At 53.8% G+C, this 12,570-nt stretch carries 11 protein-coding genes; 3 read left to right on the forward strand and 8 right to left on the reverse strand.

What is annotated here, in order from left to right:
• Positions 1 to 24 precede the first annotated feature (24 nt).
• Genes pdxK through ACLPGZ_RS13735 form a run of 4 tightly spaced genes read right to left on the reverse strand, consistent with a single transcriptional unit; the run spans position 25 to position 3,648 of the window.
• The gene (gene pdxK / locus ACLPGZ_RS13720) at positions 25 to 894 is read right to left on the reverse strand and encodes a pyridoxine/pyridoxal/pyridoxamine kinase (protein WP_239054562.1); all 870 of its coding nucleotides are present in this window, start codon (positions 892 to 894) and stop codon (positions 25 to 27) included.
• Positions 891 to 1,613, reverse strand: a complete 723-nt coding sequence (locus ACLPGZ_RS13725) for a glutamine amidotransferase (protein WP_021446939.1) — start codon at positions 1,611 to 1,613, stop codon at positions 891 to 893. Before ACLPGZ_RS13725 ends, pdxK begins: the two co-directional genes overlap by 4 nt.
• Before the next feature lie 32 nt (positions 1,614 to 1,645).
• Complete coding sequence (locus tag ACLPGZ_RS13730; RefSeq protein ID WP_239054561.1) at positions 1,646 to 2,698, reverse strand: 2Fe-2S iron-sulfur cluster-binding protein; 1,053 nt, start codon at positions 2,696 to 2,698, stop codon at positions 1,646 to 1,648.
• Positions 2,695 to 3,648, reverse strand: coding sequence for an AurF N-oxygenase family protein (locus tag ACLPGZ_RS13735; RefSeq protein WP_429641537.1), 954 nt, complete (start codon positions 3,646 to 3,648; stop codon positions 2,695 to 2,697). Before ACLPGZ_RS13735 ends, ACLPGZ_RS13730 begins: the two co-directional genes overlap by 4 nt.
• A 665-nt stretch (positions 3,649 to 4,313) precedes the next feature.
• On the opposite strand from ACLPGZ_RS13735, the gene ACLPGZ_RS13740 reads away from it, so the two are divergent.
• Positions 4,314 to 5,609, forward strand: coding sequence for a serine hydroxymethyltransferase (locus ACLPGZ_RS13740; RefSeq protein WP_429641539.1), 1,296 nt, complete (start codon positions 4,314 to 4,316; stop codon positions 5,607 to 5,609).
• An 11-nt stretch (positions 5,610 to 5,620) separates the two neighbouring features.
• On the opposite strand, the gene pdxR is transcribed toward ACLPGZ_RS13740, so the two are convergent.
• Positions 5,621 to 7,126 carry a MocR-like pyridoxine biosynthesis transcription factor PdxR gene (pdxR, locus tag ACLPGZ_RS13745; RefSeq protein WP_429641541.1) on the reverse strand — a complete coding sequence of 502 codons (1,506 nt, stop codon included), beginning with the start codon at positions 7,124 to 7,126 and terminating at the stop codon, positions 5,621 to 5,623.
• Between the two features lie 126 nt (positions 7,127 to 7,252).
• On the opposite strand from pdxR, the gene serC reads away from it, so the two are divergent.
• Both serC and glyA read left to right on the forward strand, forming a co-directional pair.
• Positions 7,253 to 8,335, forward strand: a complete 1,083-nt coding sequence (gene serC / locus ACLPGZ_RS13750) for a 3-phosphoserine/phosphohydroxythreonine transaminase (protein ID WP_429641543.1) — start codon at positions 7,253 to 7,255, stop codon at positions 8,333 to 8,335.
• A gap of 73 nt (positions 8,336 to 8,408) precedes the next feature.
• On the forward strand, positions 8,409 to 9,698 hold the full coding sequence (gene glyA, locus ACLPGZ_RS13755; RefSeq protein ID WP_026484641.1) for a serine hydroxymethyltransferase: 1,290 nt from the start codon (positions 8,409 to 8,411) through the stop codon (positions 9,696 to 9,698).
• An 89-nt stretch (positions 9,699 to 9,787) separates the two neighbouring features.
• Here glyA and queC read toward each other — a convergent pair whose 3' ends face one another.
• The 3 genes from queC to ACLPGZ_RS13770 form a co-directional block, all read right to left on the reverse strand.
• Complete coding sequence (queC, locus tag ACLPGZ_RS13760) at positions 9,788 to 10,519, reverse strand: 7-cyano-7-deazaguanine synthase QueC (protein WP_429641545.1); 732 nt, start codon at positions 10,517 to 10,519, stop codon at positions 9,788 to 9,790.
• Entirely contained in the window at positions 10,516 to 11,190 is a 675-nt protein-coding gene (locus ACLPGZ_RS13765) for a 7-cyano-7-deazaguanine/7-aminomethyl-7-deazaguanine transporter (RefSeq protein WP_022983354.1), read from the reverse strand. The genes queC and ACLPGZ_RS13765 overlap by 4 nt, the downstream gene beginning before the upstream one ends.
• Before the next feature lie 251 nt (positions 11,191 to 11,441).
• Complete coding sequence (locus tag ACLPGZ_RS13770) at positions 11,442 to 12,107, reverse strand: TetR/AcrR family transcriptional regulator (RefSeq protein WP_429641547.1); 666 nt, start codon at positions 12,105 to 12,107, stop codon at positions 11,442 to 11,444.
• Between the last annotated feature and the right edge of the window lie 463 nt (positions 12,108 to 12,570).

The raw sequence follows: 12,570 nt of genomic DNA on the forward strand, positions 1-12,570 counted from the left end.
TTTGTTAGATTAGGAAATATTTGCTCAGGCTCGGAAAGGATCTATTGGCAAAATTAATTCCTGATGTCCGGCCTGGCGGGTTAATTCCAACTGATGCAGCACACTGGCACTGGCCGTATGCACCGCAGAATGTAGGTCTGCACCCAAAATCAGATGGGCCAGCAAGGTGGAGGCAAACAGGTCTCCGGTGCCTTTGGCGGCGCAATCCACGCGTGGATGGCTAAGCAGGGTGTCGGCACGCGGCTCCTTGCGGGACATCAATAATTTGATCTGACCATCCTGCCAGGAGTCGGGGGCGGCGCTGGTGGCAATGACCCATTCGGTCCGGCCATTTAGCAAGGCGTGCGCGGCACTGGAACTGCCCTGGATGGTGTCGCAAGGCTGTTGGGACAGCAAGGACAGCTCGTAATTATTGGGGGTCAGGCCCGTGGCCAGCGGCAGCAAGGTTTCGTGATAGGCGGGGATCAGCGCCGGGTCTACGTAGACGCCTACATCCAGATCGCCGATGACCGGGTCCACTATCACCAGAGTGTCAGGATGCTCTTGCAGCAACGTTTTTAACCAGCGCGCAATGATGACGGCCTGGTTGGCGTTGCCCAGATAACCGATCAGGACAGCGCGTACCTTGTCCAGCGCACCGCGCAAGACCAGATCATTCAGAAAGCCTTCCAGCCATTCATCGGGGACAGCACCGCCGTGCACCGTGGGGTATTGCGGGTTGTTGCTGAGCAACACGGTAGGAACGGCGGCCACTTTAAAGCCATGTCTACGCAAAGTCGGGCCGGCAACATTGTTGCCCACCCGACCGTAGACGACTTGAGACTGAATCGAAACGACATCCACATGGTAGGGATGTCGTTCACGATCGACAAACGTTACAGCAGCAGTGTTCATGCAGCGCAATCAGCGGAACTGGCCTGTTTAAGTTGGCTGAGCCAGCTGGTCAGGACCGTAGCGGCAGCGGCGTGCAGGCGTTTTTGTACCGCCATGGCTTCCAGACGCAGCATTTGCGGATCGATATCAGCTTGTCCCAGTTCGTTGGCATGACCAACCAGCCAGCGTTCCAGCTTGCTGGTGTCGGCTTCCAGGTGAAATTGCAGGCCCAGTACTTGGGTTCCGAAGGAGAAGGCCTGATTGGGGCCTACGTCCGTGCTGGCCAGGTGAATGGCTCCGTCTGGAATATCGAACTGATCCCCATGCCAGTGCAGGACGGGAATGCCGCTAACGGCGGCCAGGGGCGATTCTTTGCCCGCTTCGCTCAGTTTCAACGGAGAGAAACCGATTTCTTTCACACCCAGGGGGTAGACATTGGCGCCCAGGGCGCGCGCAATCAGTTGTGCGCCCAGGCAAATGCCCAGCAAAGGTTTGCCTGCCAGCAAGAACTTGTTAATCAGTTCCAGCTCATCAGACAGGAAGGGGTAAATCTTTTCGTCGTAGGCGCCGATTGGCCCGCCCAATACAACCAGCAGGTCAGCGTCCTGTTCACCCACGTGACGCAGTGACTCGACGGAAGGGTCAATGTATTGAACTTGGTAGCCCTGTTCGATCAGAACAGGTTCCAGTGTGCCCAAGTCTTCAAAATGGATATGACGCAGTGCGATGACTTTCTTCATAAGAGGTTCTTTCAATCCAGATGGTAAGGATGTCAGCTCGTGGTACCGATGTCTACATTAATGGCACCCGATAAGGGGAAGGTGCAACATGCCAGTGCATGGCCCTGGGCCTTGTCCTGATCGCTCAGGCACAAATCCGGTTCAGAGCGGTACTCGCCCTCCGAAATCTGTACCCGGCACGCGCCGCAAATGCCCGAGCGGCATTGACTGCGAATAGGCACATCGGCGGCCTCCAGCATTTCCAGCAAGCTGCTGCCCGGTTCAGGCGAGAGCGTTTGCCCGGTGCTGCGCACATTGATTTGCAAGGGCGCGCTGCCTGCTTCAGGCAGGATTTCCACGCCGGAACTGGCGGGCGGGGAAAAAGCCTCGATCAACATGTGCGAGATGGGGTGAGCCTGAAGGGTGTATTCGCGCAAGGCCTGGGCAAACCCATGGCTGCCGCAAATCACCACGGCCTGCGGGTCTTTCAATTGCTCCATATTTTCAAAAGAGGGGCGACCCACTTTGAAATGAGCGCTTTCGCGAATCTTTTCCTGCGTGACAAACACGGTCAGCGTGAACCAGCTGGTGCCCAGATCCAGTTGCAGCAGTTCATGCAGGAAGGGAATGTCGGCAATACGGGCAATACTGAGGAGCAAATGTACTTGTGGTACAGGCAAGCCGTCCTGGGCTCGCGCCGCCAACTCACGCAGCAAGGCAATGGGCAGGGTAATGCCAATGCCGCCTGCGATCATGGCGATACGCTCGTAACCCACAATAGAGTTCACCGAGATTTCACCCGCCACATATTGCAGGGGCACACTCATGCCCTCGCGCAAGGTGGCGTGCAAGTGATCGGAAACACTATTGCGCCCCGACCCTTTTACGGCAATTTCAATCAGGTCTGGATCGGCCATACGAGTGATCGAATACATACGCTGTTGAATGGTGCCGCCGGTATCGGGGTAGCTCAGGGCGACGTGCTTGCCTGCCTGCAAGGCTTGCAGAAAATCAAAATGGCCGCCCTGCACCCGCAAGGTAAACACTTTGACGTTTCCGGCCTCGGGGCGAACGGTCTCGCAGCGCGCCTGAATCATGGCTGTCATTGCAGCGCCTCCTGTTGTTCGGCCTCGGCAGGAGCCTTGCCGGACTTGCTGTTCAGGCCAATGCGCTCGATCAGGCTTTCTACCGAGCCGGTGTACACGCCAATTTCGTTGGAGTCGCCGGTGTCGTGCAAAATGTCGCGGGCATGGGGGAAATTCACCATGGAGAAGACTTTTTCCCAGGCGCCCATTTCATTGTTGGCGAACATTTCTACGGTGCGCAAAATAACGGCGCGCATATGCTCGCGCTCTTTCTGGCTCAGTCCGTGAATGATGTCCGACGCTACAAAGCTGAACACGCTGGAGTGGCTCCACTCGTCCATGGCATGGGTGCGGGTAACTTCATGGCACACGGTCTGGATGCTCTTGTCCTCGGCCATGGTCTTCAGGTAGTCGGTAATCAGGGTCTCGGATGCGCAGGCAATGGCAAAGCGGGTCAGACGACGCTCGGATTCGGAACCGCATTGGCTCAGGATGTCATTGCGCCACTGCACCAGGTTGAAATTGGTGAAATCCAGGGGCGTCAGACCACGCATGGAGTAGATGTAGTTGCAGGCCATGATGGACATGCGAGTGTGCAGGGCCTCGTCCAGCAAGGCCTGGGACATCACGTCTTGCAGCAGATTGCGGTTGGCGCTTGGGGGCGGGGTCTTGATGATGTCTTCGCAAGAAGGCGTGACCACGTTGCACTCAACGTAAATGGTCTTCAGGTTGTAAATGCCCCAGGCATAGGACAAGCACTGCGATTTCAATTCTTCAGGAGCTTCCAGCCAGGCCTGATGCTCGCGAAAAGGCAGCAGGCATTCACTGAAATCGGCCTTGTTGGGATCGAAAGCCAGATTGTTGTAGTCAGGCAGTTCCTGATTCACGGCAGCCCGGTTTTTCCAAAGTACAGACAGCTTTTGCAGCATATTACGTACGGCGTCATCAGTTTCGTAGTTTTTGATTGTCATTTCAAACTTCCTTGCTGTTGATTGCGATCTGTTCGAAATGAACAGGTCGTTTCTTTATGCCACCCATCTTTATTTCCAAATGGAAATTCGCAGGCTTAAAAGGATTTGCCGATTCTTATGGACAAGGCCCAAAAAAATCCCGTTGCCGGGTTTCTTGAACCGTGGGGATCAGCGTGGTTGAACTGCCGTTAAAGCAATGGCGTTTCCTGTAGTCATGGGAAAAATGGGGATGTTTTTATCGTGCACAGATTGAAATAAGTGATAATCTGCTTGAGCGTTTAGAAGTATGGGTGTTGAGTATTTGTTGGCTGCATTCTAATGATCCTATGACAATAAATGACAGACCATTTCAAGGCCAATTAACAGACCACTTAAGAATAAAAATTTGAATCTTGTTTTAATTCTTGACAAGAACAATCGGAATTGGCTTTCTCTCTGTGTTTCAGAGGTTTTTTGATTCTTTATGCTTTGAATATTTATTCAAATAACAATAATTAAAAGTGGTCTGGTGAATTAATTTTTAATGGACTGTTTTATAGAGCGCTAAACAGAATAGGATGTTTATCTTTCGCTCTGGGAATCGACATGTCCAGGGCCGTGCTTTTGCCTGATATCTGGCAAATAGCCACAACCATAAAGTGGCCAATCTCTAAACAGGAACTCCCATGAAGAGTCTTGCCGGTGGCGACACCCCCCACCTGCCTCTGGTGGGGTCGCAATTTCTACAGCAAAGCGATCGCAATCTTTGGGACATCATCGAAGCCGAACGGCGACGCCAACAACACACCATTGAACTGATTGCTTCCGAGAATTACCTGAGCCGCTCCGTTTTGGACGTGCAGGGTTCCTTGCTCAGCAACAAGCAGGCGCAAGGCTATCCTGGGCAACGGATTTACGGCGGGTGCGAACAAGCCGATCAAACCGAAGAACTGGCTATCGAGCGGGCCAAGTCGGTTTTTGGAGCCTCTTACGCCAATGTGCAGGCGCACTCGGGCAGTCAGGCCAATCTGGCGGTGTATCTGGCCTTGCTTTCGCCGGGCGACACGATTCTGGCGCTGGATCAAAGTGCGGGTGGGCACCTTAGCCACGGTTCGCATTTCAATGTGTCCGGACGCTGGTTTCAGACTTGCTCGTATGGGGTGGATCGTCAGACGCAATGGGTCGACATGGACGAGGTTCGTACCCTGGCCCACAAGGAGCGGCCACGGCTGATCATTGCCGGAGGCTCGTCCTATTCGCGCACGCCGAATTTTGCCGAATTCAGAAATATCGCCAATGAAATCAACGCTTATTTAATGGTGGATTTGGCCCACGGCGCGGGGCTGGTGGCGGCCGGTCTGATGGAATCACCTGTCAAACATGCCCATGTCACGACCTTTTCCACACATGGCACCTTACGCGGACCGCGGGGTGGGATTATCTTGAGCAATGAGCCCAAGCTGGCCGAGCGCTTAAGTCAGGCCGTATATCCAGGGCTGCAAGGCGGACCTTTGCTGAACATTCTGGCCGCCAAGGCGGTGGCTTTGGGTGAAGCGATGAGCCCATCCTATAAGGCCTATGCCCAGTCCGTCATCATCAATGCGCGCAGCTTGTGTCGCCGCTTGTCCGAAGGTGGACTGACGGTGGTGTCAGGGGGAACAGACTGTCATTTTGGTGTGGTGGATTTGCGCCCTTGGGGGCTGTCCGGGCCTTTGGTGGAGCAGGTTCTGGCTCAGCTGGGCATTAGCTTGAGTAAACACCGTGTGCCGTATGAGCAAGCCTCTGGCGCCTACTCGGGGGTACGGGTCGGCAGTGCCGCCTGTACGACTCGCGGTTTGGGTGAAGATGATTTCAAGGAAATTGGCGACATGATTCTGGCCTTGCTGGGCGGGGTGCGCAGTGGTTCGCGCAATCCCCGCACCGAGAATGCCATTTTGGAAGGGGTCGCCGATCTGAACCGGCGATATCCCTTGATGTACTGATTTTTCCCGGCTCAGCCTTTGCCCTGACGCAGAGCGTTGGCCAGACGCAACATGGCGGACTCGATCTCGTAGGCGGTCAGGGAGGCATAGCCCAGCAGCCAGCCCTGTTGTTTTTCTTCACCAATGTACAGACGGCTCAAACCCGGCAGTTGAACGCCAGCACTCAAGGCGCGGCGCAGCGTGTGTTCTTCTGACCAGCCCGGCTCCAGAAAGCAGGGAATCTGCAAACCGCCTTCAGGTCGGGCCGCACGAACGATTCCTTGCAAGTGCTGCTCGATGGCTTCCAGCATGATCTCCCGCCGCCCGGCATACAGCTTGCGCATAGCGCGAATATGCGAGTTGTAATGTCCGTCTTCCATAAAACGCGCCAGCGTCAGCTGCAGGATTTGCGGTGTGTGACCATCCATGATGCTGCGTGCCTGGGTGAAGGGTTTGACCAGCTCGGGTGGCAGGGCCATATAGCCCATGCGCAGGCCTGGATACAGGGTTTTGCTGAAAGTGCCCAAGTAAATTGTGCGTTGGTATTTATCCAGCCCCTGCACACACGCCGTGGGTAAGCCGTCGTAATGAAATTCGCTGTCGTAGTCGTCTTCCATAATCCAGCGGCCATTTTCAGCCGCCCAGTGTATGAGCTCCAGACGACGTTCCAGGGACATGGTGGCCCCGGTGGGGTACTGGTGCGAGGGCGTCACGTAAATGCAGTTCGCGCCGCTGCGATCTTCATTCAGCAGATCGGTGCGCAAGCCTTGCTCGTCCACGCCAATTGGTACGACACGGGCCTCGGCTGCTTCAAAGGCTTTGCGGGCGCCAAAGTAGCCAGGATTTTCAACCAGAATAGGTTTGCCAGCATCGACCAGTAATTGCGCGCACAGGAACAAGGCCTGGCGCGTGCTGCTCAGAATCAAAATTTGATCGGCGGAGACCTTCGCACCACGCTCCAGATTCAGGTACACGGCAATCGCTTTACGCAGGGACTCGGTGCCTTGCGGATCGCCATGCAGCAGGATGTTGGCTCGATAGTCTTTCATGGCCTGACGCTGCAGGCGTTCCCACACATCGGTGAGGAAGTTGCGGGTTTCCGGCAGGCCAGTGGCAAAGGCCTTGATGGTCTGTTGATCGGCAATGCCGCCACTTTCAAACACGGCGCGACCCCGACGGCTTAAGCCCGTACCGGGTTCCATTACGCTGCGTTTCAGATCCTGGGCTTTGATGCGGCGATAGGCACTGCCGCGCAGCTCCGTGCCGACCGACTCGGAAACATAGCTGCCCGAGCCTTCGCGCCGCACGATAAAGCCGTCGCGATGCAGTTGAACATAGGCGTTTTCAACCGTATCGCGGGCCATGCCCAAGGATTTGGCCAGCGAGCGTGTGGCAGGCAGCTTGACCCCCGGACCCAGGGCGCCATCCAGAATCAATGCCCGCAAGGCACGCTGAATGCGCTGGTGAAGATCCAGGGATTGAAGTTCGTCATCGTTAAGACGCATCTTCAAGGTGTCCAGTTCAAACGAACGCGTCATGCGGTCTGCTCCAGAGAATATTAATGGTCTGACTAGTCAGACCATTGTGCTCGTAGACTTGATTGTCATTGCCGAAATAGGGGGGGCCTGTTCCGGCGTTCAGGTTTGTACAGGATCTCAGCAAGTATGTCCCGACCCTTTAATTTCAGCGCAGGGCCCAGCACCTTGCCAATGGATGTTCTATTGCAAATACGTGATGAGCTGCTTGATTTTGCGGGCACAGGGGTGTCCGTGATGGAAATCAGCCATCGTTCCCAGCCTTTCATGGATTTTGCCCATCGTACCGACGCCGCTGTGCGTCGTGTTCTGGCCGTGCCAACGGACTATCACGTCTTGCTCCTGCAAGGAGGGTCGTACCTGCAGTTTTCTCAAATACCGATGAACTTGCTTCATCAAGCAAACACAGCGGACTATATACATACGGGTTTATGGTCGGAACAGGCGGCTAATGCCGCCAAGCAATATGGGAATGTCGAAATCGTAGCCAGTTCTTATGAAACTGGATTTGATCGTATTCCCGAGATTAATGAATCTAATATTAATCGGGATGCAGCGTACTTGCATTACACAGAGAACGAAACTGCACAGGGCTTGCAATTTTCAAAACCACCTGTTTCACCTATTCCCTTGGTGTGTGATGCTTGCTCCAGCTTGATGTCAAAACCGATTGATGTCTCGGCTCACGATTTGATTTATGCCTCGGCCCAGAAAAATATGGGAATTGCCGGTGTTACGCTGGTATTACTTAATCCCGCTATTTTAGACAGGCCTTTGGCAAATACGCCACACGCTTTGGATTTTTCCATTCAAGCAAAAAAGAAATCGCTATTAAATACACCGTCAACCTTTTCCTGGTATGTGCTGGGTTTGATGCTGGAATGGATAGAGCGTGTTGGTGGAATAGAAGTATTGCACAAAATAAATAAGAAAAAATCGCAGCTGCTCTATGAGCTTATTGATAGCAGTGATGGTTTCTATATCAACAATGTTTTGCCTGACTATCGATCCATCAATAATGTCCCATTTCATATTGCTGAAACTGATTTAGATATTTTATTTGTTGAAGAAGCGCAAAAGAATGGTTTTCACGGCTTGAAGGGCCATCAGTCAACGGGGGGCTTGCGCGCCAGCATCTACAACGCCGTTACCTTGGATGCGGTACAGGCGCTGGAAGAGTTCATGCGCGAGTTCAAGCGCACGCATGGTTAGGGCGTGCGCCTGCTTTGCAAGGCGGCCAAGTAAGTAGCCGCGACGAGGGTAGAAATTTTTTTAAGGAAAAGCGATGTACGACAACACACTCAGCCTGGCTGAATTCGACAAGGAATTGGCTCAGGCCATTCAGGGCGAAGAAAGCCGTCAGGAAGATCACGTAGAACTGATTGCCTCGGAAAACTACGCCAGCCCTTTGGTTATGCAGGTTCAGAACTCCGTGTTTACCAACAAATACGCCGAGGGTTACCCGGACAAGCGTTACTACGCCGGTTGTGAATTTGTAGATGTAGCCGAACGTCTGGCTATCGAGCGTCTGAAAGCTGTATTCGATTGTGATTATGCCAACGTACAGCCTCATGCTGGAGCGCAGGCTAATACTGCTGTATTCCTGGCTTTGCTCAAACCGGGCGATACGGTGATGGGGATGAACCTGGCTCAGGGTGGTCACCTGACCCACGGTAACCCCATCAATATTTCCGGGCGTCTTTACAACATTGTTCCTTACGGAGTTGATACCCAAACCGGGCTGATCGATTACGACGAAATGGAGCGCATTGCCATCGAGACCAAGCCCAAAATGCTGATTGGGGGTTTCTCTGCCTATTCGCGTGTGAAGGATTGGGCGCGTATGCGCCAGATTGCTGACAAGGTCGGTGCCTGGTTCTGGGTGGATATGGCCCATGTGGCTGGTCTGGTGGCGGCGGGTGAGTACCCCAGCCCCTTGCCACACGCCCATGTAGTTACCAGCACAACGCATAAAACCCTGCGCGGTCCACGTGGTGGCGTGATCATGGCTAAAGGGCAAAGCGAAGATTTCTACAAACGCCTGAATTCCGCTGTATTTCCAGGCGTGCAAGGCGGCCCCTTGATGCACTTGATTGCGGCCAAAGCCATTGCTTTCAAAGAGGCTCTGCAGCCGGAATTCCGTACCTATCAGCAAAACGTGGTGCGTAATGCCCGCGCCATGGCGGCGGTACTGATGCAGCGCGGTCACAACATCGTGTCAGGCGGGACGGATAACCACATGATGCTGATCAACTTGTCGACCAAGCCCTACACCGGGCAAGAGGCTAGCGATGCCTTGGCAGATGCCTACATCACCGTAAACAAGAACTCGGTGCCCAACGATCCCCGCTCGCCCATGGTGACCTCGGGTATTCGTATCGGAACGCCGGCTGTAACGACACGTGGCTTTACGGTGGAGGACTGCGAGCAGCTGGCGCATTACTTGTGTGATGTGCTTGATGCTTATGAGGCTGGCACTTTAGATAAGGTCAAGCACGAGATCCGGGAGAAAATTGTGAGCTTGTGCCGAAGCTATCCGGTGTATCAGGTGCAGACGGAGCCAGCGCAGCTGTAATTCAAAGAAAAAGCCCAGGCGTTTTAACGCTTGGGCTTTTCTGTATTCATTTTGTTTGGAACGCAGGGCTGCCTTATTGAATATAGGCGTTATGGCTGGTCTGTTGCCCTGCCTTGCGCTTGCCAGTCTGTATATCCCTTAGCCCGCAGCTCACAAGCCGGGCATTGCCCGCAGCCATATCCCCAGTCATGCAGGGTTTCCCGCTCGTTCTGGTAGCAGGTATGGCTGTCTTCCTGAATCAGCTTCACTAAAGCATCCGATCCCAACTGGTGGGCCAGCTCCCAGGTATCTGCCTTATCCAGCCACATCAGTGGTGTTTCCACGGTCAGTGGGCGCTCGATCCCCAGGCTCAATGCCACTTGCAGTGCTTTCAGGGTGTTGTCGCGGCAGTCCGGGTAGCCCGAGTAATCGGTTTCAGACATGCCGCCAACCAGCGTATCCAGTCCCCGACGGTAGGCCAGGGCGCCAGCCAGGGTAAAGAACAGCAGGTTTCGACCCGGCACAAAGGTATTGGGCAGACCATCTTCCCGCATGGCGATAGTCATGGATTCAGTCATGGCGCTGCCGCCTATCTGAGCCAGTACGCTGGCATCGAGCACATGGTCTTGCCCCAGGCGCTCTGCCCAGTGCGGGAACTGCTGGCAGAGCTTGTCTCTTAGTGTTTGTCGACACTGCAATTCCGCATGGTTGCGTTGGCCGTAGTCAAAGCCCACGGTTTCTACAAAGGCAAAGCGGTCCAAAGCCCAGGCCAGACAGGTGGCTGAATCCTGTCCGCCCGAAAAGAGAACCAGGGCCCGGCGGCGGGGAGTGTGTGGCTTCATGCTTTGACCTGTGCGGTGCTCAGGGCGCGGCGCTTCATGGTGCTGATCAGGGAGTTGAGCAGTACGCCATACATAGGTACAAACAGCAGCAGGCTGACGCCCAGTTTGATGACGTAATCGACGACGGCGATTTCGCCCCAGTGTTCGGCCATGAAGGGATTGCTGCTGTGCCAGAACGCGATGCCGAAAAAGGCCAAGGTATCCAGTGCCTGCCCAAAGATCGAGGCGGCCGCTGGAGCAAGCCACCATTGTTTGTAGTCGCGACGGATGCGATCAAAGACCTGTACATCCAGCAGTTGCCCTAACACATAGGCGGCAAAGCTGGCCAAGGCAATACGGAACACAAAGCTGTTGAATTCGCCTAGTGCCTGTAAACCATTGAACTGGCCTTCATTAAAGAGTACCGAGACCACATAAGAGGCGATCAAGGCCGGAAACATGGCGCGGGTAATCACGCGGCGCGCTTCGGACTTGCCCATCAAGCGGACGGTCAGGTCGGTAGCCAGAAAAACAAAGGGAAAGCTGAAGGCTCCCCAGGTGCTATGAAAGCCGAATAGTTCAATAGGAAGTTGAACCAGATAATTGCTGGCAATCACAATAAAAATGTGAAAGGCAATCAGAAGTCGTACGTAGAACGACAGCCGTGAAGACGGCACGGTAGGCAGAGTCATGTCTGGACCTTTTTGGTGGATGGGGTGAGGGAACCCATTGAAAATGGACTGCAACCGACTATTGTACGGTCAGTTGCGGTTCGATGGAATGATTGTTGCCCGCAAGTGTAGCGTGCGTATCAAACGCGCTTATACGTCTGCCTTGATGAGGCTTATGGCACAACAAAGGGGAGGGGGCTTGCAGAGGCTCAAACAAGCTCGCTTGCCAAGAAGCAAACGAACTTGTGCGGCCCGATCTGAATGAGCAGCGTTTAGGTCGATGTGGGTTGCAGGCACTCTATCAGCAAGCGCTTGTGCAACTGGTGCACTTCTTCAAAGGGCACGGGCGAGTTCTGTGGTCCCAGAACCAGCAAAACCATCAGCCACATCAGGGAGGGGGAGGCGGCCAGGATGTAGTCGGAGGAGCTGACGTCGGGGCGGATGAGACCTCGCTGGATACCCAGTTCAAAAAACGCCTGATTGGCCGTGTAGTTCTGGCTCAGAAGCTGTTTGCCCCAGTAATGGGCCAGATCCGGCACGCGGCCGCTTTCTGTCATCAAGAGCCTGAACATGGCTTGCACGTCCGGGTTGGACAGGCGTTCATACAACTGGTGCAGGTACTCATCCACGATACAGGACAGGGTGTCTGCCTCGGAGGTATCGGATAACTCAAATGTATTGCCATCGGGTGGTAGCAGTGTGCTGTGGAGCATGTCCTCGAACACTTCATCTTTGCTGCTGTAGTGCGCATAGATACCGGACTTGGAGATCCCGGCGCGCGCGGCGATGCGCTCCAGCGACGTACCCAGAAATCCCCGATGGGAAAACTCTTCAAAAGCGGCTTTCAGGATTTCGCGTTTTCGCTCGGCCGATGGCAGGTAACGTCGCTTGTTTGTGCTTTCGTTTTTTGGAGGTTTATTTTGGTGCGTGTCTGTCATGTCATCCTGTGTGGATGGGCAAGATATGGGGCTTGCAGTATATCAGGCCACTTGTCCCAGGCTTGATGGCAAGCCAGCCTGGCTGCGGCTTGAGGGCTTGACGAGGGGCTGTGCTTGTTTTGTCACATGGTTGCAGAAATAATAGTTGTGCCATGAATCTGAGTTACCGCTTGTTTCACTGGATTGCATCGTTTTTGTTTTTTTTAAAAGTCTTCATTTTTTAGAAAAGCTTTATTTGTTTTTTTGCCTGTTTTTATTTCCCTATTCCATAACAGGCACGGTATAACAACAAATGCGGCTGGGGCTGGTTGTTTTTTATCTGCCCTGAACTTGATCTAACGCAAAGGTTTTTTATGGCTCTTTATTAAAAGGCCTGCATACAAAAAGTTTAGATGTAAACTGGTGTATTATTAAAAAGACCAAGCAGTCGTATCTGCTTTTTGTATGTACTTTTTGCGGAGTG

It is taken from the genome of Alcaligenes sp. Me129 (assembly GCF_050487245.1).
Classification (GTDB): Bacteria; Pseudomonadota; Gammaproteobacteria; order Burkholderiales; family Burkholderiaceae_B; genus Alcaligenes; species Alcaligenes phenolicus.

Bases quoted from the DNA above. Each gene is read 5' to 3' on its own strand.
- pdxK (WP_239054562.1), bottom strand. From the start codon at position 894: ATGAACACTGCTGCTGTAACGTTTGTCGATCGTGAACGACATCCCTAC.
- ACLPGZ_RS13725 (WP_021446939.1), bottom strand. From the start codon at position 1,613: ATGAAGAAAGTCATCGCACTGCGTCATATCCATTTTGAAGACTTGGGC.
- ACLPGZ_RS13730 (WP_239054561.1), bottom strand. From the start codon at position 2,698: ATGACAGCCATGATTCAGGCGCGCTGCGAGACCGTTCGCCCCGAGGCC.
- ACLPGZ_RS13735 (WP_429641537.1), bottom strand. From the start codon at position 3,648: ATGACAATCAAAAACTACGAAACTGATGACGCCGTACGTAATATGCTG.
- ACLPGZ_RS13740 (WP_429641539.1), top strand. From the start codon at position 4,314: ATGAAGAGTCTTGCCGGTGGCGACACCCCCCACCTGCCTCTGGTGGGG.
- pdxR (WP_429641541.1), bottom strand. From the start codon at position 7,126: ATGACGCGTTCGTTTGAACTGGACACCTTGAAGATGCGTCTTAACGAT.
- serC (WP_429641543.1), top strand. From the start codon at position 7,253: ATGTCCCGACCCTTTAATTTCAGCGCAGGGCCCAGCACCTTGCCAATG.
- glyA (WP_026484641.1), top strand. From the start codon at position 8,409: ATGTACGACAACACACTCAGCCTGGCTGAATTCGACAAGGAATTGGCT.
- queC (WP_429641545.1), bottom strand. From the start codon at position 10,519: ATGAAGCCACACACTCCCCGCCGCCGGGCCCTGGTTCTCTTTTCGGGC.
- ACLPGZ_RS13765 (WP_022983354.1), bottom strand. From the start codon at position 11,190: ATGACTCTGCCTACCGTGCCGTCTTCACGGCTGTCGTTCTACGTACGA.
- ACLPGZ_RS13770 (WP_429641547.1), bottom strand. From the start codon at position 12,107: ATGACAGACACGCACCAAAATAAACCTCCAAAAAACGAAAGCACAAAC.